14 protein-coding genes are annotated in these 23,728 nt (G+C 54.5%); 11 read left to right on the top strand and 3 right to left on the bottom strand.

Annotated features, from left to right (window positions below; translation table 11 throughout):
- Positions 1 to 142: 142 nt before the first annotated feature.
- Together SCARR_RS13625 and SCARR_RS13620 are read left to right on the top strand one after the other, a co-directional pair.
- A complete protein-coding gene (locus tag SCARR_RS13625; RefSeq protein WP_168433299.1) occupies positions 143 to 808 on the top strand; it encodes a CDP-alcohol phosphatidyltransferase family protein in 666 nt (221 codons plus the stop codon).
- Positions 795 to 2,492 (top strand): YiiX/YebB-like N1pC/P60 family cysteine hydrolase, encoded by a 1,698-nt coding sequence (locus tag SCARR_RS13620; RefSeq protein ID WP_136062236.1) that lies wholly within the window; start codon positions 795 to 797, stop codon positions 2,490 to 2,492. Before SCARR_RS13625 ends, SCARR_RS13620 begins: the two co-directional genes overlap by 14 nt.
- A gap of 68 nt (positions 2,493 to 2,560) precedes the next feature.
- Here SCARR_RS13620 and SCARR_RS13615 read toward each other — a convergent pair whose 3' ends face one another.
- Positions 2,561 to 3,118, bottom strand: coding sequence for a hypothetical protein (locus SCARR_RS13615; protein ID WP_136062235.1), 558 nt, complete (start codon positions 3,116 to 3,118; stop codon positions 2,561 to 2,563).
- A gap of 544 nt (positions 3,119 to 3,662) precedes the next feature.
- Between SCARR_RS13615 and SCARR_RS13610 the strand changes: the two genes are divergently transcribed.
- Positions 3,663 to 4,286 (top strand): RNA polymerase sigma factor, encoded by a 624-nt coding sequence (locus SCARR_RS13610; RefSeq protein ID WP_168433298.1) that lies wholly within the window; start codon positions 3,663 to 3,665, stop codon positions 4,284 to 4,286.
- Positions 4,279 to 6,252: a serine/threonine-protein kinase gene (locus SCARR_RS13605; protein ID WP_168433297.1), complete on the top strand. Its 1,974-nt coding sequence runs from the start codon at positions 4,279 to 4,281 to the stop codon at positions 6,250 to 6,252. Before SCARR_RS13610 ends, SCARR_RS13605 begins: the two co-directional genes overlap by 8 nt.
- 93 nt (positions 6,253 to 6,345) lie before the next feature.
- Here the strand turns inward: SCARR_RS13605 and SCARR_RS13600 are convergent, their stop codons facing one another.
- Entirely contained in the window at positions 6,346 to 7,233 is an 888-nt protein-coding gene (locus tag SCARR_RS13600; RefSeq protein ID WP_136062232.1) for a PEP-CTERM sorting domain-containing protein, read from the bottom strand.
- A gap of 161 nt (positions 7,234 to 7,394) precedes the next feature.
- Positions 7,395 to 10,646, bottom strand: a complete 3,252-nt coding sequence (locus SCARR_RS13595; RefSeq protein WP_136062231.1) for a fibronectin type III domain-containing protein — start codon at positions 10,644 to 10,646, stop codon at positions 7,395 to 7,397.
- Positions 10,647 to 10,879: 233 nt separating this feature from the next.
- On the opposite strand from SCARR_RS13595, the gene SCARR_RS13590 reads away from it, so the two are divergent.
- The 7 genes from SCARR_RS13590 to SCARR_RS13560 all read left to right on the top strand — a co-directional run bounded on the left by SCARR_RS13590 (position 10,880) and on the right by SCARR_RS13560 (position 23,722).
- Positions 10,880 to 14,713 (top strand): putative Ig domain-containing protein, encoded by a 3,834-nt coding sequence (locus SCARR_RS13590; protein ID WP_136062230.1) that lies wholly within the window; start codon positions 10,880 to 10,882, stop codon positions 14,711 to 14,713.
- A 173-nt stretch (positions 14,714 to 14,886) separates the two neighbouring features.
- Entirely contained in the window at positions 14,887 to 16,392 is a 1,506-nt protein-coding gene (locus tag SCARR_RS13585; RefSeq protein WP_222846311.1) for a sulfatase, read from the top strand.
- Positions 16,389 to 18,032 (top strand): hypothetical protein, encoded by a 1,644-nt coding sequence (locus tag SCARR_RS13580; RefSeq protein ID WP_136062229.1) that lies wholly within the window; start codon positions 16,389 to 16,391, stop codon positions 18,030 to 18,032. Before SCARR_RS13585 ends, SCARR_RS13580 begins: the two co-directional genes overlap by 4 nt.
- A complete protein-coding gene (locus SCARR_RS13575) occupies positions 18,029 to 18,835 on the top strand; it encodes a carboxylesterase family protein (protein WP_136062228.1) in 807 nt (268 codons plus the stop codon). Before SCARR_RS13580 ends, SCARR_RS13575 begins: the two co-directional genes overlap by 4 nt.
- Entirely contained in the window at positions 18,832 to 20,214 is a 1,383-nt protein-coding gene (locus SCARR_RS13570; RefSeq protein WP_136062227.1) for an arylsulfatase, read from the top strand. Before SCARR_RS13575 ends, SCARR_RS13570 begins: the two co-directional genes overlap by 4 nt.
- Positions 20,211 to 22,298, top strand: coding sequence for an alpha-galactosidase (locus tag SCARR_RS13565; RefSeq protein ID WP_136062226.1), 2,088 nt, complete (start codon positions 20,211 to 20,213; stop codon positions 22,296 to 22,298). Before SCARR_RS13570 ends, SCARR_RS13565 begins: the two co-directional genes overlap by 4 nt.
- On the top strand, positions 22,295 to 23,722 hold the full coding sequence (locus SCARR_RS13560) for a Gfo/Idh/MocA family protein (protein ID WP_136062225.1): 1,428 nt from the start codon (positions 22,295 to 22,297) through the stop codon (positions 23,720 to 23,722). The genes SCARR_RS13565 and SCARR_RS13560 overlap by 4 nt, the downstream gene beginning before the upstream one ends.
- Positions 23,723 to 23,728: the final 6 nt, after the last annotated feature.

Raw genomic sequence — 23,728 nt, 5'->3', positions numbered from 1 at the left:
AGTAGCCACTTCGTAGCGGCTTGTAAACACTTCCTTGAATAAATTTGCATGCAGGTTGGGAGACGTTGTTTAATAATAACGCTTGATTTATTAAAAAGCGGTTTGCTTTGGGCGATGGACGAATCGTGGAATGGGGGAAAGAATGGCGTTTCATGGAGACAAAAAAGAGGGCACTTGGCTACTGGCCACTGCAGAGAACCGACTGAAAGACTGGCTGGTTCCGAAAGTGCCGAAGGGGGTGGAAACCTACCATCTGACAATGACCACGCTGCTGTGGTGCGCGATGATTATTCTCTTCAGTTTTCTTGCCCGCCACTGGATCCATTTTCTTTGGGTGGTATCCTTTGCGATCATCGGCCAATACATCACCGATCTGCTCGACGGCGAGGTGGGGCGGCGGCGCAATACCGGTCTGGTCAAGTGGGGCTACTACATGGACCACTTTCTCGACTATCTATTTCTCTGTTCGATTCTTATCGGCTACGGCTTGATGGTGGAGGATCACAATAAATATCTGCTTTTCTACATCCTCGCGCTCTTTGGAGCGTTCATGGTCAATTCGTTCCTGTCGTTTGCTGCAACCGGCGCGTTCAAAATTGCCTACATGGGCATTGGCCCCACGGAAGTGCGTTTGATCTTCATTATTGCGAACACGTTGATCATTTTCTTTGACGGCAAGTTTGAGATCGCCCAGATGCTTCCGTTCGTGCTGGCCGGCGCCACCTTTGCGCTGTTCGTTACGGTCTACCAGACGCAGCAGATGCTGTGGAAAATCGACATGGAGAGCAAACGCAATGCTGAGAAATAAACGGCTCCTGCTCGTTACGCTTGTTCTGGTGCTGGCAGCGGTTGTCGTGCTCGGCATGAAGGTGGCCTATCCGCTGCATCGGCTGGCGGCCTTCATCCTTCTGGGGCTGGGCTGGATTCCGCTCATCGCATCCTACCGCATCAACCGCCGGCTGCTGCATGTGCAGAAGGCTATCATCAAAAAGAAGACGCGCCCGTTTTTGCCGCACGTCATTGTTGCGCTGATCCTGCTCGTCGCCTTCTACGTTACGTGGGCGCTTTTCCCGGTTGAAAAAAGCCCGCTCACGGACATGGCGCCGGACCAGCTGCGCAGCGAAATCATCTCGGATCTCGACAGCTACTTCATGTTGCGCAAGACCGCCGATGACCTGGTTGCTGCGTTTGTCGAAAATGGCTTGCTTGTCCGTAAGGTGGGCGACCTCTCGAAGGAGGAGCGCGGAACCATCCGGTCGCTTTGGCGCGACGGCGCGATGGCCTTTCTGGAATTTGATCTCCTCAAGGGAAAATACCGCGGCTTCTATCAGATCGACTATGTCGCCGAGCCAGCGCTGCACGCAGATGCCTTTCTGCTCGCCTACATGGCCTTTGTCACGCAGTACAACGCCTGCCTTCAGCTCGTCGGACTGCTCGATGGCGGCGAGTTCATGGGAACCCTGCTTAACGAAGAGGGCGAGGGGATTCCCCCCGACAGCTATTTTTTCATGAAGCAGCGCCTGACCCACCCGAACGTGGTGCTGCGCCTGAATGCGGCCGCGGCCTATTTCGAGCTCGTGAAAAAAGACATTACGCTTGATGCCGAAATCATCGCCGACTTTAAAGCGCGCCGGAAAACCTTCATTCAATCGTTGGGCGAGAATGCGGAGCTCTTCGTTGAAAATCCGCTCTCGATTCTGGAGCGCGCCGCCTTCGAGACCATGCTGCCGGTGCAGAAGAATGTGGCGGTTCAGATGAGCTGCATCCGCACCGCCAAGCGCGACTATCTGATCACGCCCGAAATCCTCGCCCGCCATCAGTCCAAGCTGGAACCCGGCGACATCCTGATCCAACGGCGCAACTGGCACATGACCAATATTGGAATTCCGGGCTTTTGGCCGCACGTGGCGCTTTATGTCGGAACTCCTGAAGAGCTGGATGCATACTTCAACGAGCTGGGATTCCAACCTCTGGAAACCATTAAGGCGCTGTATCCCGAGGTTTCTGGAATGATGGAGCAAAATGATCTGGATGGATTTCCGGTCCGGGTTATTGAAGCCATTCGCCCGGGCGTGGTTTTCCAATCATTGGAAACCAGCGCACGCTGCGATTATCTTGGAGTCATTCGGACGAACGTGACGAAGGCTGAAAAGTTCAAAGCGTTGATGGGGGCCTTCTCGCATTACGCCAAACCCTATGACCTTAACTTTGATTTCACCACCGACAACGCGCTGGTTTGCTCCGAGCTGGTTTATAAAGGCTACAAGGCTGCCGGCGGCCTTCCGCTGCATCCCGAAATCATCAACGGCCGGCGGCTGCTGCCTCCCAACCGGTTGGCGGAGCAGGCCGTTGAAGAGATGGGCGAGGGCGGGGCGTTTTCGTTTGTTCTGTTCCTCGATGCCATCGAAAAGTCCGACACCGTCGTCGAGCGCGGCGCCGATGCCTTCAAGGCCAGTTGGAAACGCCCGAAATGGGACGTGATGCAGGAGTAGCCTACGGGTTGCTGGTGCATGGCTCTTCATGGGCCGGTCGCGGCCGATGGAAGGGATGGATAACGGGGCTAGTCTTCGTCGGAAGTGATGGCCGATAGCGTTTCGCGGGCCGAACGGCTGAGGCGGCCCGTTTGGCAAAATTCTTCGATCACTTCAAAGGCGGCCTGAGCTTCTTCAAGCCGTTGGAAAAGTCCGTCGACATCCACCTTCTCCAAATCCGCAGGATCCATGATTTCGACGAGATGCCATCCTCCGAGCGCTTGATGCCCAACGTGGTTCATCAGCTTGCCGAGCATGGTTGAGGCGTAGCGTGTTTCATCATCCGGCAGCCGCGACAGCAGCTGGTCGCAAAAATAGATGTAGCAAATGGGCGGTCGTCCGTATTCCAGCGAGCATCCGTGCAGGTCGAGCCAGCCGTAGCGGTCGTCCATGTCGGCGGCTTTGACGCCTTGCCGTTCCAATAGCAGCGAAAGGAATGCGCTGCTGGTCGCCTCCTCGCAAATATCCGCCCGGCAGCAGCATGCCGTGCACATGCCGCATGCATCGCTGAACAGCTGCGCCATCAGCTGGCGGACGGCGCCCTCTAGCTCGGCATAGGGTTCGAGTAATTCGTTGATCTTTTGCATAGGGAAACAGAGTACACAGCAAGATGACGTTCCGCAATCCAAACGGCAGAGATGGCTTGGTCGCGCGGAATTGATCATCGCGGCTAACTTTGCGATTGAAAACCCGGAGTTTGGCACTTGACCTTAAACACCGCTGCTTTGGGGGAGCGCCTAAATAGGTCGGTTATGACCGACTATAAAGGGAAAAGAAAAGAGGGTCGGGGCGGAGAGATTTGAACTCCTGACCTATTGCTCCCCATCCGTCAACCCGGAAGCCCCATAGACCATATGGCTGTCGTGGGGGAAGTGTAAGTCGGCCTGTATCCCGAGAGTAAGTGCAGATTTTATCTGCCTATTGTTTAGACTGGCCTATCTGCATTCGTATTTATAGAAGCCACTTGAGAAAGTATTGGTGCATGCGTTCTTGCCGACGGGGATCAGGTATTCCGCTGCGATGTTAATATCTCTGTAGAGGAGTTCTCGGGAAAAGGGAACATGTAATCATGGCGGCGGTTGTTGAAACCGCCGCGGTTTGTTGTGCAAAAGGAGTGCGGATTTGTTAGAAATGATGGATCAATCAGGAGGTGCCGTGGGTGAAGAATGGAATACTCGAAAATCGTTGCTGAGGCGGGCAAAGGATCCGTCCGATGAGGAGGCGTGGACGGATTTTGTGGGCTACTATGAAAACTTTATCTACCACATTCTGCGACGGATGGAGCTGAATACGGAAGAGTGCGATGATTTGGTGCAGGACATCCTGCTCAAGCTTTGGAAAAACCTGAAAACCTACGATGCGGAAAAGGGTCGTTTTCGAACCTGGTTGGGCCGGGTGGTGCGACATGCGGCGTATGACTATTTTGATAAGGTAAAAACCCGGCGCAAACTATTGGAAGAAGAACGCGCCATGGTCGAAATCATTCGTGCCACCCCGGCCTCGGATGTGGAACGGTTGATTGAAGAAGAGTGGATGCAGTATATGACCAGTTTTGCCCTCGAACGGCTGCACAATATCTTTTCCGGGGAAGCCATTAATGTTTTTTCACTGAGCCTCGATGGACTGCCTGCGGATGAGATTGCGAAACAATTGAACCTGACACGAGACTCGGTTTATACGCTGAAGAACCGGGTGAAAGCCCGTTTCATCAAGGAAGTGCGCGCGGTGATGGATGAGGTGGAATACAATGGCTGAAAACGATCATCCTGAAGTTCCGATTGATCCGCGGGTGAAGGAATTCTACCGGCTGGCGGAGGAATATGACCAGGTCGATGCCAGGGAGCTGAATCCGTCTTTGCATAGTTTGAAAATGGTTTCCCAGCGGTATCAGACGGCTGAGCTGATTGCCGAGGGCGGCATGAAGGAAATCTTCAAGGTGTATGATGCGCGTGCAAAACGCCATCTGGCCATGGCGATGCTGCGCAGCGATGCACCGGAGGATCTTTTCGATCCGTTTATTCATGAAGCCTGGTTGACGGCCTTGCTGGCGCACCCGAACATCATCACCATTCACGACATCGGGGTGAATGCGCAGGGGAAACCGTATTTCACGATGGATCTGAAAGAGGGCGACTCGTTAAGGGAGCTGATTGAGAAGCTGCATCGTGGCGACCGGGAGACGCTTAAGCGCTATCCATTGGAAGCCCTGCTGCAGATTTTTATCAAGATTTGTGATGCCATTTCGTACGCTCATTCCATCAATGTGCTGCATCTGGATCTGAAGCCGGCCAATATCCAGATTGGGGATTTTGGTCAGGTGTTGGTCTGCGACTGGGGCATGGGCAAGGTTTTGGGTAAAACGGGGGAGCTTGAACTGGATCGCCAGTTGCTGAACCCGGATCTGCTCAGTTCGGTTACGCTCTATGGCGAATTGAAGGGTACGCCCGGCAACATGGCACCCGAGCAGGTGTTGAACCAGCAAGAACTCGATGTCCGCACGGATGTTTATGGATTGGGTTGCATTCTCTATTCGCTGTTGACCTATTTGCGCCCGCTGTCCGGAACTACCGAGGAAATCCTGCAAAAAACGAAAGATGGCGCAATTGTTCCGCCGGACAAGCGGACGCCGGAACGCGTGATTCCCAAGGCGCTGGATGCAGTGGCCATGAAGGCGCTGGCAACAGATCCGGCCAAGCGCTATGCATCCGTTGCGGCACTGCGCAAGGAAGTGCACCGCTATCTCACCGGCTTTGCCACCGAGGCGGAAAATGCAGGGGTATTCACACAAATGAACCTGTTTTACCGCCGGAACAAACGCTTCTGCATCACCGTTTCATGCTTGGTTCTCATAGGCTTGGCAGGCGCAGTCTGGGCGTTCATTCAATTGAGTCATAAGGAGCAGGCGGCCACTGGCGCGCGTCTCGATGCTGAGCGGATGCTGGCGCTCTACGAGGCAGGACAGGATGAGCTTAATGTGCTGGGTTCACGCTATGATGATTCGGTAACAACCATCGTCCGCCGCTATCAGCAGGCCGGCAATTTTATGCAGGCTGAAAAGGTTCTGCGTGTCGCGTTGGACGAAGATGCTGATAATCCTACCTACTTATATGAAATGGGGCTTCACTTTTTCACCATGCAGCGGTTTAACGCCGCACGGGCTTATTTCAACCGTTCGGGTATCGAGGATGATGTGGTCGAGGTGACTAGGGAATATGCCGCACTCAAGGCGGATGCTGAGTTGCTTACGCCGGAACAGCTGGTTGCCGTTTTCCCGCGTTTGACGCTTAACATTCCACTGGAGCTCAGGATGGTGCTCTACGATCAGCGCGAGCGCTTAAACCTGTCGGGCCGTGCGAAAATTGTGAAGGGCTATCTACAGGTTTTGAATCCCGATTGGACCGATCCTGTGTTTGAATATGATCCCGAAAAAGGTTCACTTAAACTGGGCGGTTCCGGACTCCAGAAAGTCGGCTCCACCAGTAGTGTGCTGGCTGGACTTCAACCGCGTTATCTGGATTTGAGCGGCACCGAAATTGAGAATCTGCAGTTCGAGTCAGGGTATCCGATCGAAGTGCTGGACATCAGCCATACCCGGTTTAAAAACAAAAGGTCGCTGCGACGCATGATCCACCTCCGGGAGTTGACGGTTTCCCGCGAGCAATACGATAACATGAATCTTTCTCAGTTCTCTGACCGGATCAGGATCATCGTGAAAGACTAGGTTCGGGCTTGAACCGGGCAATAATACGGATCTTCTAAAAGAAAACCCCGCCACATGGACGGGGTTCAAAAGGCCTTTCATGAAGCTCGAAGACTAGATCAGGAAGCGTCTGCGGATAATCAAGGCCACCGCGCCGGCAAAGCCGATTAAACCCAGCGTCGCCGGTTCCGGAATCGTTTGGTTGACCCAAACCGTGGTATCGCTTCCATCGAAATCGGTATGGAGATAGGATCCGCTTCCGTTGTCCCAGGTCTTTAGGCCAACCGCTGTGTCTACCATGTCTCCGTTGGCCCAGGTGATATTACCGGCCGCAATGCCTGCGTTAATGTCGGCCCAGTCGTCTCCGCTAAGCATCATAACCGCATCGTTTTCGATGTTCAGCGTGTCGGTGGTATTCCCAAAAATCAACGAACCATCAACGGACAGGCTGCCGCCAAGTAGATCCACTGAACTTGCAGCTAAACCGACGGCTCCCACAAGCAGATTGCCCGCTGCTGAAACGGTTCCACCGTTGATTGCCAAAATGGCCCAATCTTGAGCACCGACCTTAATCGCGCCGTCCACAGTTAATCCGCCACTATTCACGGTAACAGAACTTCCTCCGAAGCCTGCTTTGGTGCCAATGTTCATTACGTTGCCGTTGGCGGTAGTCAGGCTTCCTCCGTTCAACACCAAATGTCCGCGATTATTCCCGCCGATGGTGGCGCTTCCATAAAGAAGTTTTAGAAAACCTCCAGAGTTTATCGTCAAGGTTGTTTCAGCGCCGCGGCCTGTCTGCAACCCACCGGTATCCCCTACAACGGAATTGATCGATACGTCATGCTTTAGACGCGCATTGCTGTTCGTATCCGGTTGGCCATCTCCCGGCCACACGCCGGCGGCGGTCCAGTTTCCGGCTTCAACTGTGTCGAAGTTATCCAATGCCTGGGTCATTGTTGTTGCCATCGCCATGGCGAGGCTGATTGCTATTCCCTTTTTCATGCTGTTTTCCCTTTGGTTAATAACATTACAAAGAAAGGTACGGCCCGTTTGGGTTGATCTAAACAGGGGGAGCCGTTTTTTTTCGGATTGATTATTTTTGTATACTAACCCAAAAAAACCCCGCCGGTGAGACGGGGTTTTCGTGGGTAGCGGATTAAGGATTACTCAATATTGAGCTTGATGAACTTCACGGCGTCTGCGGTCGGGATCATGTTGGTCACGATCTCGAGGTTGGGCTTGTTGGTCCAGGTACCGCCCGCCGTAATGGTGTAGTCACCTTCCTTATCGGTGAAGTCCGGCAGGTAGAGTAGATTCGCATCTTCCGTCAGGAAGTAGTCCGGCCGGTCGGCGGATTTCAGGCGCGGATAGATGTAGACCAGGTTTGTGCCGACAACCTGAACGTCGTCATAATCCCGCACGCCCTGAATGTTGGGGAGGATCGGGTTCCCGTCGAAACCCCATTCCCAGACGTTGTTTCTGCCGTCGTGGTCATAGTCGTTGGTCCGGGCCGCATCGGCATTATAGATGCCGAAGCCGTCTGTCCAAAGATCATACTTGCTAGGCGCTGAACCCGTCTTCACAACCACGGTCAGCGGACGGTGGTTTATGCTGCCGTTGTCGAGGAAAAGACCGACTGCGTCCACACTGGTAAAGGACGGCGTAACGATCGGATTGTCTGTTCCGCTCATCAGGTTGGTGGAGGAGAGCGTCGCCAACGTCAGCTCGCGCCAGTCAACCGCGGTCATGTCCTCGATGAAGAGCTCAGTGATGTTGCCATCGAGCCCGTCGCTCACATACCATTTTCCGCTGACACTGTCGCGGAAGGCTGCACGATATTGATTATTAACGGCAGCGGTCATCTCATACTGATATTCCGCGGCTGTCATGTCGATCGGTGCGGCTGCTTTCATATACAGCAACTGGGAGCTGGGACCAACAGGCGTGCCGTTGGCATTAATCCGGTTGTCGAAGTATGCCGGCCGCATGCGCAGTGTTTTAAAGGCCGGTGTAACGCCCTCTACGTCAGACTTCTTCTGGATAATCCCGTAGATCGCGGTGCCGCTGTAGTCGCCGGGGCCTTCTGACGGAGCCAGAATAGCGCCGTCCGTGTAGGTTCCGAGTACATTCAGGATGCCGTTGGTGACCTGGATGCTGGTTAACGGGATGTTGGCATCGGACGAAACCACACCCACACTGTTCCATGACAGTACTTCGGAAAAACCGAGTGAGCGGATAATCAATTGATCAGATGCTGCGCTGTCGCCTATGCCGTCATACTTGGCCACAACGGCATAGAAGTAGGTTCGCAGATCGGTCAGGCCGGTATCCTCGTAGCTGTTGCCCACAACATTGTCCAGGAAGGTCAATGAATCGGCATCCGTATCGGACCGGTAGATGTCGAAGCTGTCGGCTTCGAACCCGCCCAGCCATTCAAGGGTCACAGAAAGGTCACCCAAAGTGCCGGTCAGATCGTAGGGGGGAGCTGTCGGCGTTTGGCTGGCATTGGTGTGCGTGACAGAAAGGGCGTCCACATTGACATGGATGATGCCGTTGGTGGCTCCGCCAGCGGCCGTGATCCCGTCGGCTTCTTTGCTGTGGCCCATGCCGAAACGCACGCTTTCTGCAATATAGGCTTCGGTCGGCTGATTGTTATCCGAGGAGTCGGTGTACTGATAGATGCCACTGTAGGTGTTTGTTCCGATGGTGGCACTTACAACCGCCGAATAGGTGTTGGCGATAGCGGTTTTGCGGATGCTCCAGTTCAGCGTGATCCATTCGGTATTGAAAACCGGTGCGTTGGATTCATTTGCATTGTTCCATTCCGGATCCCATCCAAGAACCGAGCGTTTAAGCTCTAGCATCGTATTCTGGGTTGAGTTGTATCCGTTAAGGCCGAAGTCGATATCTGCGTCACCTTGCATGCGCACGTCGATTAATACGTCCTTAAGACCATTCGGATCAAGGGTGGTCGATGAGTCCGAAGTCAGACCGAAGTCGAAGATCTGACCACGGTCAATCACCGCAACCGTCTGGATGTTCGTGACGGCACCGACGATGTTGGTCTCGTAGAGCCCGTCGTTCGGCGTGGCTTCAAGTCGGAACTGGACGGTGCCGCTCCATTGGTTGGCCGCTCCGTTTTCGGTCAGTTTATTGTAGTACACCTGTCTGTCCAGGGCGTTGGAAAACTCATTGGAGTAGGTTTTCGTTTCGGCAAATCCATCGCCCGAAGAGATGACGTTGAAGGCCTTTTCGCCGGTGTCGGCAATGGCTTTCCAGCGGTCCTGTCCGGCCAGATCGCCATCGGTGTAGCCATCTGCCGTGTCAAAGGTGGTATCGAGGAAGAGGCCGGTGACCGGGGCGTCGGGTTCCGCCAATACGGGATCCGAGTCGGCGGTAATCCCTCCGTTGATCGAGGTAACCTTATAATAGTAAACATTTCCGTTGATGACCGTGGCGTCCGCGAAACCGTTGGTGGTAATGCCGGAGCCACCTGCGACTGCGCTGTAGGTGCCGTCAATGGTATCGGAACGTTTGACATCGTAGCTGCTGGCTTCAACGACATCAGCCCAGCTGAGGTTGACGACGGCGTCGCCGGCTTCGGATGTTACGGGAGTGGGATACAGCTTTACGGGCTGCGAGCTGGATTTAATGACGCTGAGGTCATCGATGGTGATGTTGATGGAGTTTGTTCCGCCGAACTCGGCAAACTGGGGACGACCCATAACCGTGTGGAGGCCTGAGCTAGCATAGGCTTCCGTTTTGACCATGGAGACGCCCGAGCCGGTAAAGTTGGTTGGGTTGTCTAGGTTTTCCATGGAGCAGGTCATGGTATAGGTGTCGCTGACGGTGGTTTTGCGCAGCTTCCACGAGAGGCGCCATTGATCGGTCACGAGGTTGGTCGCGGCGGGATTCCATCCCAAAGTGGCGGCATCGATGGTCAGCATGGAGTCTCCATCTGCATCGTTAATCGAAATATCGCCTGAATTGCTCGTGTTAAAGCGCAACGGAAGATCTCCGGCACCCGTGCCGAGACCGTTGGTAGAAGAGGTTGAGAGACCGATGCGGAATGCATCCCCGGATCCGATGTCAGGGACGGGCACGCTGAGGGTAAAGTCCATCACGCCGTCCCACTCATCACTGGTCGCATTGCCGAGACCGGTTGTGCTGCGGTAGACATAGTTGCCGCCGTTGGTGCTGAGCGTTGTTGAAACCGTATCGGCAAAGCCGCTTCCGGCTGCATCGGTCACATCAAACGCATTGACTCCCGTATTGGGCATCGCGATCCAGCTTTGCTGGCCCGCAAGGTCGCCGTCGGTGTAGGGGGTTGTGAAGCCCGTATTCACGATGGTCTGCGCCATCGATACGGACAGTGAAGCTGCCAGAGCCAGCAGCATGAATAGTCTCTTTTTCATGGTGTTTTCCTCCATAATCCAGCAGTTGCTACCCTAATGGATGCCATGAATGGCACACCGATCTTCTCCGTAAATCGGTTCGCTTTTGCTGAAGGGTTGATAACAGGTACGGATACATAAGAGGCTTCTAAACAGCAGTTGATTTTTTTTATATGTGGAGGTGGAGAATCAGGGTGTTTAGATTCAACGAAACGGGCCGTATGGTTACTAAATACACAAACAAGAGGCGATGTATGCGATTTGTTCTTAATTCAACTGTATATCTGATCATTTGCGTTTTTGTGACGCTGAAAGCGGAGGGCGAACTGGGGCTGGCAAGGGAATCCTATGGCGTTTGGGATCGGTCGGCGGCGTTCACGGTTGCTGAATATCCGTTCACCCGTGGGCGGGAATATTCGGCGAACTGGGTTGATATTAACCCGGCACGGAGCAACTTTACCTGGTCGGCGCTGGATGTCGTGCTGCAGGAGGCCTACGACCAGAACCAAAAGTTTTTCATCAAGATACAGCCGATTGCAGGATCGACGGGAACCAGCATGCCGCCCTGGATGCTGGACCCGCTGGGCCCATTGCCCTCGGGTTACGACCCGAACGTCGTGGACGGAACCGTTCCTTCCTGTACCGACGGGCAATTTATCTATGGCTATTATCTGGATGCGGACCTTCAAATCTATTTGAGCGAGATGGTGCAGAGTCTGGCCGACCATGTCCGCAACGACATCCCGCCGCACCTGCAGGATATCATTGGCTTTGTGCGCGTGGATACGGCGCATACCGGCGATGAAGCGCCCTATGAAGAGCCGCAGATCATCGCCGCTGACTATCCTGACTATGTAATTTCCGATTCGCAGTGGCTGACCTACCGGACGAACATTTTCGAAGCGTACCGCGCGGCGTTTCAGGACGGGCCGGGGCCTAAGATTCCGTTGCTTTTCCAGGATATTGAGGTCAGCAAATTTCCGAACGAGTGGAATTGGGTAACCAATAATGTGACGGCGGGTTTCGGCGCAAAATATGCCGGTCTGGTGCGCGGGCATCATTTGTCGCGTTCGCAGGATGTAACGGATACGTTCAAGGAGCACGCCGTGGATTCCGATTTGGGACTGTTTTCCCGGAACGAGATGGACGGAACCTGGGACTGGCCCTTTTTCCAGCTCAATTACCGGTTGAGCATGTACTGGTGCGCTGTCGAGCAGCTGCATCCCGGCCTGAGCGTCTGGGATGTGACCAAGAACTGCCTCGAAACGGCGTATACCAGCAACATTGTCTTTGCTTTTGAATTCTTCAACACCTGGGCGGCGGAGCTCGATCCGCCGACGGCCCGCGGCGGATTCTGCATTCTGCATGAAGGGCTCGATTCATCCGATATCGTTAAATTTCCCGAAGGGATTTATGGCAATGCCAGTCAGAGCAACACCAACCGCTACATTGCAATTTGCGCCTCCAATGCCGCGCATGGCGCGCAAATGGACGATCCGTATGCAGCCACGCGCGGACAGGTTTGGCAGCGCCCCAATCAAACCGGTTTCAACGATTCCGGATGGGAAATCGTGTCGGGCAACTATGAACGCTTCATCACCCAGATTGATCCGGACGCTACCAGCATCGGCCGTTTCCGAATCAACGGGCCGCTGACGACGGCTTCGCATCCCTACGACCGCTTTGCCCGCAGCTTTGACTCCGCGAATGGGAAAAACACGATGTATTTCGACCTTCATGATGAATTGCTGCCCAACCCGGGGCAACGCCTGCAGCTCTCGGTGATCTATCTCGACCGCGGCACCGGCCAGTTTGAGCTGCAATACGATGCCGTCGGCGACAGCGGAAAGACCGCCTTCACGGTTACCAAGACCGGTTCCAACACCTGGAAGACTAATTCGGTGATCGTGACCGATTGGGTCTGCGGAAACAATGGTCCAAACGGGGCCGACCTGATGCTGCTGAATGTGGATGCCGACGACGATATTTTCCACATGTTGGAAGTGGTTAAGCTCGCCTATGTAAACATCGGCACCGTGGGGCAGGGAACCGTCAGCGCCCGCAATGACGGCATGGTCTATTCCGACCCGGTCAGCACGACCCTTTCGGAAGGCCTGATGCTTGAACTGAAGCCCTCCCCGGCCCTCGGCTGGGAATTCACCGGCTGGAGCGGCGACCTGAGCGGAACAAACAATCGCCCGTTCCTGTTCCCGACTGAAGATACCCGCGTTACCGCGAATTTTGCCTTTGTACCCGGCTCCGCTTCTGCAACCGATGATTTTGAATCCGGGGACTGGAACGGGGGAAGCGGCTGGGACGGCGACTGGACCGCTGTTCCCACAGCGACACCCGGATCCATTGTTCAGTTGAACGTTGCTGGCTCGATCACCCGTTCGCTCGACAGCCCGCTTACCAACGCGACCCTCTCGTTTGATTGGGATGTCGACCGGATTGTAACCGGTGAAGCGGGTCAGGCCTGGGTCTTCAACGGCACATGGCACCTGGTCTGGAGCGAAAACATCAAGGGGGGCGACTCCGGAAGCAGCCCGGAACTGGCATCAACGAATATTAACCTGAGTGCCTATGGCAGCATATCGCAAGTCCGTTTTGAGTTAACTGGAAATCAGACGACCGACCGGTTCTGGATCGATAATGTGCAGGTGACCGGAGCCGTAGACGTCGGGGCGAATCAACCCATGTTCAGCAGCGATCCGATAACCAATTCCGCGGCATCCATCGGGGATTCCTGCTCCGGCTCCGTGGCCGATCAGGCCAGTGATCCGAATAGCGATCCAATGATCTTCTCGATTGTTTCCGGCGCGGCGTGGCTGAACATGGCTACCAACGGGACACTCTCCGGCACACCGGGTCCTGGGGATTCAGGCCTGAACAATTGGATTATACAGGTTGCCGATGACGTGGACGGCTCCGACAGCGCCATTCTGCTGATTGATGTAGGCTCGAGCGGAAGTTCCAGCAACACGGCGCCGTATTTTACCACGGACCCCATCAACACACCAAACGCCGAAGACAATGCGGCCTATAGCGGCACGCTCGCCGGTGCCGCGAAAGACGATGATGTCGGGGATATGCTTTCTTATTCCAGAATTTCCGGACCGGACTGGTTGGTCGTGGCAGCGGATGGCGCGCTTTCCGGGACTCCGGATAGGACTGATGTCGGCACGAATACCTTTATGATCAAAGTGGAGGACAATGCTCTGGCATCCGACACCGCGACGCTGAAAATCATGGTAGATCCGACGGCAGGGGGCGGGCTGGCCAGCGACGATTTTGAGTCGGGAACGTGGACCGGCGGAACCGGTTGGGCCGTTGGCTGGAGCACCAATGGAGGTGCGGTGGTGGAAACAGACAACGACTTGAACAGTATTGCGGCGCATCTGACCAAGAATGGCCAGATCACGCGCACGCTGGATCCGCCGCAGGTCGACAGCAGGCTGACGTTTGATTGGAAGCTGAAGAGCCTGGACAACCCAAGTGAATATGCGCAGGCAGAAGTCTACGATGGTGCATGGCATATCGTCTGGACCAATACCAGTGTCGTTTTGATGCTGGGGGCTGAGGACATCGATCTGGGCTCCTATGGGGCGGTTTCACAAGTCCGCTTCACGGTGTTTGCCGGAGGCGTAGCCGACCATTTCCACATCGATAATTTGGTGGTTTCCGGATCTGCGCCCGCCCCGTATTCCGTCTGGTCGAACCAGTACAGCCTCGTTCAGGGGCCGGCAGGGAACGATGACGGCGATGCGCTCAACAACCTCTATGAATTCGGACTCGGCGGCAATCCAACCAATCCTTCCGACCTCGGTTATCTTCCAACCCTTGGAAAAATGAGCGGGGGAGGGAGCAACTGGTTTGAATATATCCATGTCCGGCAAACCGACCCCGACAGCGGCCTGCTCTACTATCTTGAGCTTTCCGACAACCTCGCTTCCAATCTCTGGACAACCAACGGCTACACCGTCGTTGGCAGCGGCTCGTTCACCAACGGTTTTGATGCTGTAACGAACCGCATCTCGACGGAGACCAAGGATGAGCAATTTATTCGGCTGATCATTGAATCGCTATAAATCAGGCATTCGACCCCTACTGATTACGCCCGGTTGGGGATAGTTTGAACGTTGGGCTCATATCTCTTGCACTTATTAAAAACTGAGGCGTTTAGATATGCCCGCCAGAACCGTACTTCTTATCCGGAGACAGACTTTTTTCCGCAGTTTTCTTTTAACGAGTGAGGTTTTGTATGAATCGGCGCAGTTTTTTATCCACCATGATGGTGTCCAGCGCGGGGGTGGCGCTGGCGCAGCAATTGAAGAGCAAGGGTTATAATATTCTGTTTATCGCCATCGACGACCTGAACGACTGGGTGGGTTGCCTGGGCGGCAACCCCCAGGCCATCACCCCTAATCTCGACCGCTATGCCAGGGAGCACGGCATGGTAATGAACAAAGCCTATTGCCCGGCGACCGTTTGCGGCCCAACACGCTCGGCCCTGTTGACCGGTAAACACGCCACGCATACCGGTGTTTATGGCAACGGCCAGAACTTGAGACATGCACCGAAGGCGAAGGATCTGGAAACGCTGCCGGAATATTTCGGAAACCGTGGCTATCATACGCTTTCCTCCGGCAAGATTTTCCATAAGCACGGCGATAAAGATGGCCTGGATGAAGGGCAGTGGGCGTTCCATGAACACATTCATGCGGGCGGCTCGAATGGTAAAACCCTGTGGGAAGAGAAACCCGAGGTTGAAGGAATCAAGGCGGGCGGCTCTCCATTCGCGTGGGGGGCGGTCGAGGGGCCGACGGAGAAAACCAAGGACTATGTCACGTGCAAGTGGGCCGCGGATCAGCTGGAGCGCGATTTTGACGGAAAGCCCTTCTTTTTGGCGGTGGGGGTTTCCAAGCCGCATCTGGCGTGGTATGTGCCCCAAGAGTTTTTCGATCTCTATCCGCTCGATAAAATCGAGCAGGTGCCGCTGAAGTATGACGATCTGGACGATATCGTGCGGGCGGACGGCAGTCCGATCTTCAAGCCGGGCGGCCGCTTCCTGCTGGCCGAGAAAACGGGCATGCATAAAAACGCCCAGCGCGCCTATCTCGCCTGCGTCAGCTATGCGGATCATTGCCTCGGCGTACTCTTCGATGCCCTCGCAAAAAGCAAGTATGCCGACAACACCATCGTGATGATCTGGGGCGACCACGGCTGGCACCTCAGCGAAAAAAGCCATTACGGCAAAACGGAACTCTGGGAGGAATCCTGCCGCGTTCCCTTCATTGTCAACGTTCCGGGACTGACGCCTGCGAACGTCAAATGTGAGGGCGTTGTGAACCTGATCGACATGTATCCGACGCTCATCGAACTCTGCGGGCTGTCGCCGAACAAGGAGAACGATGGCCGCAGCTTTGCAAAACTGTTGGCGAATCCGTCCATGGGGTGGAACGAGCCGACCCTGACCACCTATCAATATAAAAACCATTCGCTCACCGACGGACGCTATCGCTACACCTGGTATGGCGGAAAAGCGGACGGAGCGGAAGAACTCTACGATCACTCCACGGATCCGATGGAACACACCAATCTGGCCTCTAATCCGGAGTATAAGGAAGTCATCGAACGTCTTAAAAAATATCTGCCTACGCATCATGAGCCCGACAGTCCGAAGAATCCGGATAACGATCTGAAAAAGGGTCCGAAAAAATCGAAGGAAGAGAAGCGGGCTGAAAGAAAGAAGCAAAAGGCATCATGAAACATTCGTTCCTCATTTTGCTAGGTCTGTCGGTCTCCATGGTCGCGGCGCACGCAAGGGAAGGTCTCGGCATTTCCAGCTGGGCCGGGTGGAAACCGGGGCAGATTTCGCGGGCGGACTGCCCCGAGCTGCGCAGCGTGCCCCTGATTCTTAAATGGAATGAGCTGGAGCCGAAGCCGGGGAAATATAAGTTCGATAAACAGCTCGGTGAGCCGCTCATGGTGGCGAAGGCAGACGATCTGTATATAACCCTCATGATCTGGGTGGGGCCGGCCTGCCCGGATTGGATCTATGAACAAGGCGTACCGCTGGTCATTACCGATCGCAAAGTCAATGCGCTGGGTCAAAAGACCGACGGGCAGAAAACATATCCATACTACCTTCATCCGGAATACAAGAACCGCTTCATGGGGCTGATCGATGCCTTCGGGGAGTATGTGAATGATCTTTCCCCGGAGTTGCGCGAGCGCATTGTGTTTGTGCAGTGTGCCGAAGGTTCCACCGGCGACGGCCAGCCCTACAAGGGCAATGCGCTCGAAGCGAAATATGATATCTCCAAGGACGTTTGGAACGACTTCCGGCTCGAGACCTGGAAGCGCTACCGGAATGCCGTTCCGGGCATTCCCGTTCTGGTTAATTCGGACGCCAACGGCGGTCTTGAAACGGAATGGCTGCTGGAAAACATGGACGTGATCGCCCTCAAGCACGGGATGTTCAGTCACGGCTATCATGTGAGCGACAACGTCGAGCGGCTCGCAAACTTCCAAACCTTGGAAGGCGCTGTGAAGGAGCGCGGAAAGTCAGTGCTGACACGCGGGGAGATGGATGGCGAGCTCTTTGTGATGGGCTGGTCGAAAGGCAATATTCCGCGGGCGCTCTACTGGTCGGGGTTGTTCGCTTCGCACTGCCGTCTCGATATCTGGAATGTTCCGCGCGAGGCATTGAAAGATCCGGCCAATTGGCCGGCATGCAAAATATTCAATAAATATGCAGGCCACACCGACCCGGCCACCGCACCCGCCGCTTTCTGTGCGTTGCGCGACGGATTGGATGCGTCGGATTTTGCGCGTTTTCCGGCTGAGCAGTTTGGGGGCAAGCCCGGCAAAAAAAGTGATCAGGAACGCTATCTGAAAATTGCCGAAGCCTATTCCAAACAGGGTGCCCGCATGGACGATCCGGAAAAGGCGACCGGCGGCGGCATGCTCAACCGCAAGCGCAGCGGATCGAACGACGTAGGCTGGGGCATTTGGCCGGGCAACTATTGCCGCTTCCTGACGCAGGTTGAGCCGGGCTCCGGCGACGTCGGCCGCTGGAACATTGATGATTCTATCTATGGCCGCTTTGCCCGCGCCTTCGACCACAAAGCCGGAAAGACACAAATGCGGTTCATGCTCGATAACGCCTTTAATGCAGCGTCCGCCAACGTGAAGGTAACCTATCTGGACAAGGGGTGCGGGGAATGGTCACTGCTCGCAGGTCAAAAAAATGCGTTAAACGTCCAGAACACAGACAGTGGCTTGTGGAAAGAAGTACTGGTTACGGTTTCCGGACCCGAGCTGAGCAAAGCAAATCTGAAGCTGCGCCATGAAAAAGGCGACGACACCACGTTCCATATGATTGAGATTGAGAGGATAAAATGAAAACACGATTTAAACTGTTTGTGGCAGCGGGGCTGTTGCCGATTTTTTTTGGAGGGGGACAGGGTGCGTTCGCCGAAAAAACGGAGATCGAATCCTGGGCCATCGAATTGCATGAGGCGCATACGTTCAAAGAGCTGTCGTACCGATTGCTGAAGCCGCTAAATTTCGACGCGTCCCAGCACTATCCGGTCATCGTTTCGCTGCATGGGGGCGGGGGCAGAGGATCGGATAATGTAAAGCAGCTTCGCAAATGGAATCAGTTTCTGGCGGAAGAGCAGACGCGCAAAGACTACCCCTGCTATGTGCTGGCCCCTCAATCATCAGCACACTGGGATGCGCCGGAGTTCGCTAAGATCAAAGCCATCATTGCCGGCCTGCCGTCGGTTGATATGGATCGGATCTACATTCTGGGGCACTCGATGGGCGGGCATGGCACGTATAAGCTGACTCAGCTCGATCCCGCATATTTTGCCGCGGCGGCCCCGTCGGCCGGCAGCGGTTTGGCGACGACGCCGCGCTTTGTGGATGTCGAAAAGATTAAGGATATGCCGTTCTGGATCTTCCACGGGGACAAGGACCCGAAATGTCCCATCGAATTCGATCGAAAAATATTTGCCGAGATGAAAGCCATCGGCGGAAATATGAAATTCACCACCTGGCATGGCGACAAGCATGGTGGGCCGATCGCGCTCAAGATGGTGACCGGCAGCGATAATGGAACCACCCAGATGAGCAGCGACCGCTGCGACCCTGAACCGGTGTTCATGAAGTGGCTGTTCGCCCAGAAGCGGAGTGCCAAGTGAAAAAAAGATTTTTGATTATTCTGGGGCTGATTGGAGTGGTTGCCGCATCAAACGGCAAACCCAACATAATTTATATTCTTGCGGACGATCTCGGTATCGGAGACCTGGGATGTTACGGGCAAAAAATCATCCAGACGCCGAACATTGACCGTCTGGCGGCGGAAGGCATGTTGTTTACACAGCACTATTCCGGGAGCACGGTGTGCGGCCCGTCGCGCTGTTCGCTGCTGACCGGCCTGCATACCGGGCATTCGGTTGTTCGCGATAATGGTCCGGTTAAACCGGCCGGTCAGTTCCCGTTGCCGGAAGGAACAGCAACGGTGGCCTCTCAGCTCAAGTCGGCAGGCTATGCGACGGCTTGCATCGGAAAGTGGGGGCTCGGGTATACCGGAAATTCCGGAGATCCTGTATTACAGGGCTTTGATTATTTTTATGGGTTCAAGTGCCAAAAGAATGCGCACAGTTATTATCCGGAGTTTGTCTGGCGCAACGATGAGCAGGTCATGCTCAATGGCGAAAAATATGTGCATGATGAATTTATGGCCGAGGCGTATCAGTATGTGGAACAGAAAAAAGATGAGCCGTTTTTCCTCTATCTGGCCCTGACGATTCCCCATGCCGATCTCGATGTGCCGGAAGATTCCATGGAACCGTATGCTCACCTCGAACCGGGGAAACCTTATCGGGGTGAAAAAGGTTCGTATAAACATCAGGAGCAGCCGCGCAAGGCGTTTGCCGGGATGATTTCGCGCATGGATCGGGATATCGGCCGGCTGATGGAGCGGCTTAAAGAACTGGGTTTGGATGAGAATACACTGGTCATGTTTACGAGCGATAACGGCGCTCACCTCGAAGGCGGGGCAGACCCGGACTTTTTCGATAGTAATGGGATCTACACAGGCTACAAGCGCGACCTGACCGATGGCGGCATCCATGTGCCTTTCATTGCGCGTTTGCCGGGGCGTATCACCTCAGGCTCAACGAATAAGCATGTTAGCGCCATGTGGGATATTATGCCGACGCTTTGTGAACTTGCAGAGGCTCCTGTCCCCGAGGATATCGATGGCATTTCAATGAAGCCGTCCCTGTTGGGACAAGCAGGCCAGCGGGAACACGATGCGCTCTATTGGGAGTTTTCATCGAGAAACGGCATGCAGGCCATCCGTATGGGCGACTGGAAGCTCGTGAAGACGAACCTTCAAAAACCGGAGGATGCCCGGGCAATGCTGTTTAATCTGAAGAAAGATCCCTCCGAACAAGACAATCTTGCCGATAGTAACCCTGAAACCGTCGAGCGACTGGAAAAGAAAATGGACGCCATGCGCTTCGACTCTTCTGTATTTCCTCTATTCGAAAAAAAGAAGGCAGCAAAGAAATGAGTGCTTTTATACGAACACTTTTGATTGCAGTTTGCATGGTCACTTCGGGTTGGGCCGTTGCTCCTGCAGTCGATCAGGACGGGGCATCCTATACCTTGGCTTGGGATAACGGAATAACCCTGTCGGATTCCACCTTTGCGGTGCAGGTTAGTGGGGAGTGGGTGTATGGCGATGCTTTTCCGCAGCATGCATGGGCCTTTGAAAGCGGGGTGCATACGCTGACTTGTTCAGGGCTGGATCCATTGGAAAATGTGGTGCTGAAGATAGAGACACAAGCCGACCGACAGTATGCCGTGGTCTCCGCCTCGCTCACTGCATCGGAGGAATTCGAGCTGGGCGGCGTGCGGGTGCTCACGAAAAAAGATGAGTCGCAAAACCTTTCAATCGGTGAAAGTTCCAAAGGTTGGAACGTCTTTGTAGAGGCGATCCAGGCGCCGAAAACGGGCAGCATCTACTGGCTCCATCAGTTGGCGGAACTTAAAGCCGGCAAGAAAGGTGAGGATCCACGCGACGGCTTCTGGTTGACGACTCTGCAGAACGATGAATTGAACCAAATGTTTGTCTGTGCCGCACTGAAGGGCGAACTATGGCCTACTTCGTTTCAATGGCGCAATGTGACAGACAGCGCGGCTCATTTGTCGATCCGAAGCGGCAGCCCGAAGGGTTTGGAAAAAGTGAAGGTGTTGGCCGGAACAACCATCACGGTTGATCCGGTGCTGGTGGGATTCTGGAACGACCGTCGTCCGACACAGGTACTTTCGGAAGTGGGTCGCATTATGGGCGAGAGCGTACGGCAGGGCCGGCCGATGCGTATGATTGAGCCGGGCTGGAGCACCTGGCATTCCTACAGCCGCACCATTTCAGCGGAGGCCATGTTGACGGCGGCGCGCTGCATGAAGGACGAGCTGTATGATGCGGGCTATCGCTATATCCAGCTCGATGGTGGTTGGTGGGCCAAGCCGGGTTCGTATTATGTGAATGAGGAGTTTCCTCTTGGTATCCGCGATGTCGCTAACCAGATTAATGCCATGGGGCTGAAGTTCGGCCTGCATATCAGCCCGCTGCGCGTCAATCCGACCGATCCCTACTGGAAGGACCATGCCGATTGGTTGCTTTCGCCTTATGGAAAAGATCCCATCGATCCGAACGATGACGAAATGATGACCACGCTGGGAATGATGTATCTCGACGGCAGCCACCCATCTGTGCCGCCGTATCTCGCCAGCCAGTTTAAGCAGATGGTGGAGGACTATAAACCGACCTTCATGAAGTGGGACCACCATTACGGAAGCCTGGAAGAAGGAGACCGATTTGATTCAACCATGACCGGCCTGCAGGCACATAACAAGGCGGTGCGCGCGATCCGTGCCGCGTTGCCGGACGAACTGGTGGTGACGCGCAGCATGGGTTGGCTCTATGGTGCGATTGAATGCTACGACGCTGTTCGTATCGGCAATGACATCAACCATCCCGGCGTCCGCAGCGAGGAAGAGCCCTATGCAAACATTACCTACGGGAAAACCAGCGGCACCATCGAGGATGTTTTAGTTGGCAAGGAGTACAAGGGATTGATCCGTTTTGCCCGCTCCGCGGCGCAGAACTATTACATCCATAACCACATTGCCATCTGCGATCCGGATGCCTTTTTCACGTCTCCGCAATACACGCTCGAAGAAGCGCGATGCCATATTACCCTGCAGGCGCTAATGGGTGGTTTTCTATTTGGTGGCGACCGCATCGAATCATTGCCGAAAGACCGGCTGGATCTCTACAAGCACAAGCCGTTGATTGACGTGTGGAGCAATCATCAACACGCCGTTCCGCTTGATCTCTTTTCCGGGGTGGATGTTCCGCGCATCTGGAAGCTGGAGCTCGACAACCGCATCGTGTTTGGCTTCTTTAACTGGATAGATGAAACCAGCGAAACGACATGGTCGTTCGACGATCTGGAAATCGATGCCGGTAAATACCGGCTGACGGGTATTTGGAGCGGGAAGCCGGTTGCGCTCAACCAAAACGGGTTGACCCTTTCGATGGAGCCTCATAGCGTCAGGTTGATTGAGTTTACTAAAGGAACAAGATGATAAAAGGACACCATTTCTCTCGTCGGGATTCCATCAGGAAGTCAGCGGCGGCGACTTTAGGATTCAGCATTATTCCGGCATATCTCACTTCAGCTCGGGCAGAGAATAATCCCAGGCTGCCGCCCAGTCGGCGCATTAACCTGGGCTGCATTGGTGTCGGAGGCAGAGCCGCCGGCGTCATACCGAGCCTGACCCGTGATGGGGCGGCCGTCCCGGTTGCCTTTTGTGATGTCGATTTCTCGACCTCGAATAAACGAGCGGAAAATCTGGAGAGCTGGCCCGACGTACCTCGTTTCAATGACTTCCGCGTCATGCTCGATAAGATGGGAAATGATATTGATGCCGTGAGCGTCGTGACGCCCGATCATACCCATTTCACGGCGGCGATTCATGCTATGTCGATGGGCAAGCATGTCTATGTTGAAAAGCCGCTGACCCATACCTTCCAGGAGTCGGAAATCCTCATGCGCGCAGAGAAGAAATTCAAGGTGGTGACCCAGATGGGCAACCAGGGGCATACCTCCTCCGGTGCGGCCCAGTTCAGGCAGATGCGTGATGCGGGGTTGATGGAAGACGTATATAAAATTGAGGCATGGAAGGATCCGTCCCTCTGGTTTATGAAAAAGAAGCACCGTATATCCGCCTATCCACCCGAGGAAAGGCCGCCGGAATCACTTCATGATTGGAACCAATGGTGCGGTCCGCAGGAAGTGATGCCGTTTAACTCCAAATATCATCCCGGAGGATGGCGCGCATTTCATAAATATGGCTGTGGTATGTTTGGGGATTGGGGCTGCCACATCATTGATTTTGTTCATGATTATTTAAAGCTGGGTCTGCCGACGGAAATCTCTCCGCTCCGGCTGGATGATTATAATCAGGTTATTTTCCCTCTCTCTTCCCATATACGTTTCCGGTTTCCGGAACGCGGTCCCCGTTTTCCGTCCGTGGAGCTGATGTGGAGGGCGGGGGCGGACTGCAACCCTGTTTTCGACGCAAAGTATGGCGACCCCCAGGAGGATGGATCGGTCAGAATTCCCGACTTTGGAAACGCAGGAACGCTCTTGCATCGTAAACAAGGCGACTACGTGATCATGCGGGGGCACCATGGCGATGCCTCCCGAATTTATCCGCGGGTGAAGATGATGGAGCATATGGATGCCATGAAGGCGCCGAAGCCGGAATATTCGCATGGAACAAGCTTCATTCAGGCGTGTATGGGCAACACCACAACCACGTCGCCCTTCAGTGTGAGTGGTGAACTGACGCAGGTTCTGAATCTGGGAATGATTGCCGAATACCTGAACGTAGACCTTAAATTTGATCCGGAGAACAAACAGTTCGTCGGCAACGACGAGGCGAACGTTCTTCTCAAGGGCGCCACGCCGCGCCCTGAATGGGCCCAGTACTACAAATTAGCGTAACTTCAG

Source organism: Pontiella sulfatireligans (assembly GCF_900890705.1).
GTDB lineage: Bacteria > Verrucomicrobiota > Kiritimatiellia > Kiritimatiellales > Pontiellaceae > Pontiella > Pontiella sulfatireligans.
This window is presented reverse-complemented; position numbering and strand designations above follow the sequence as displayed.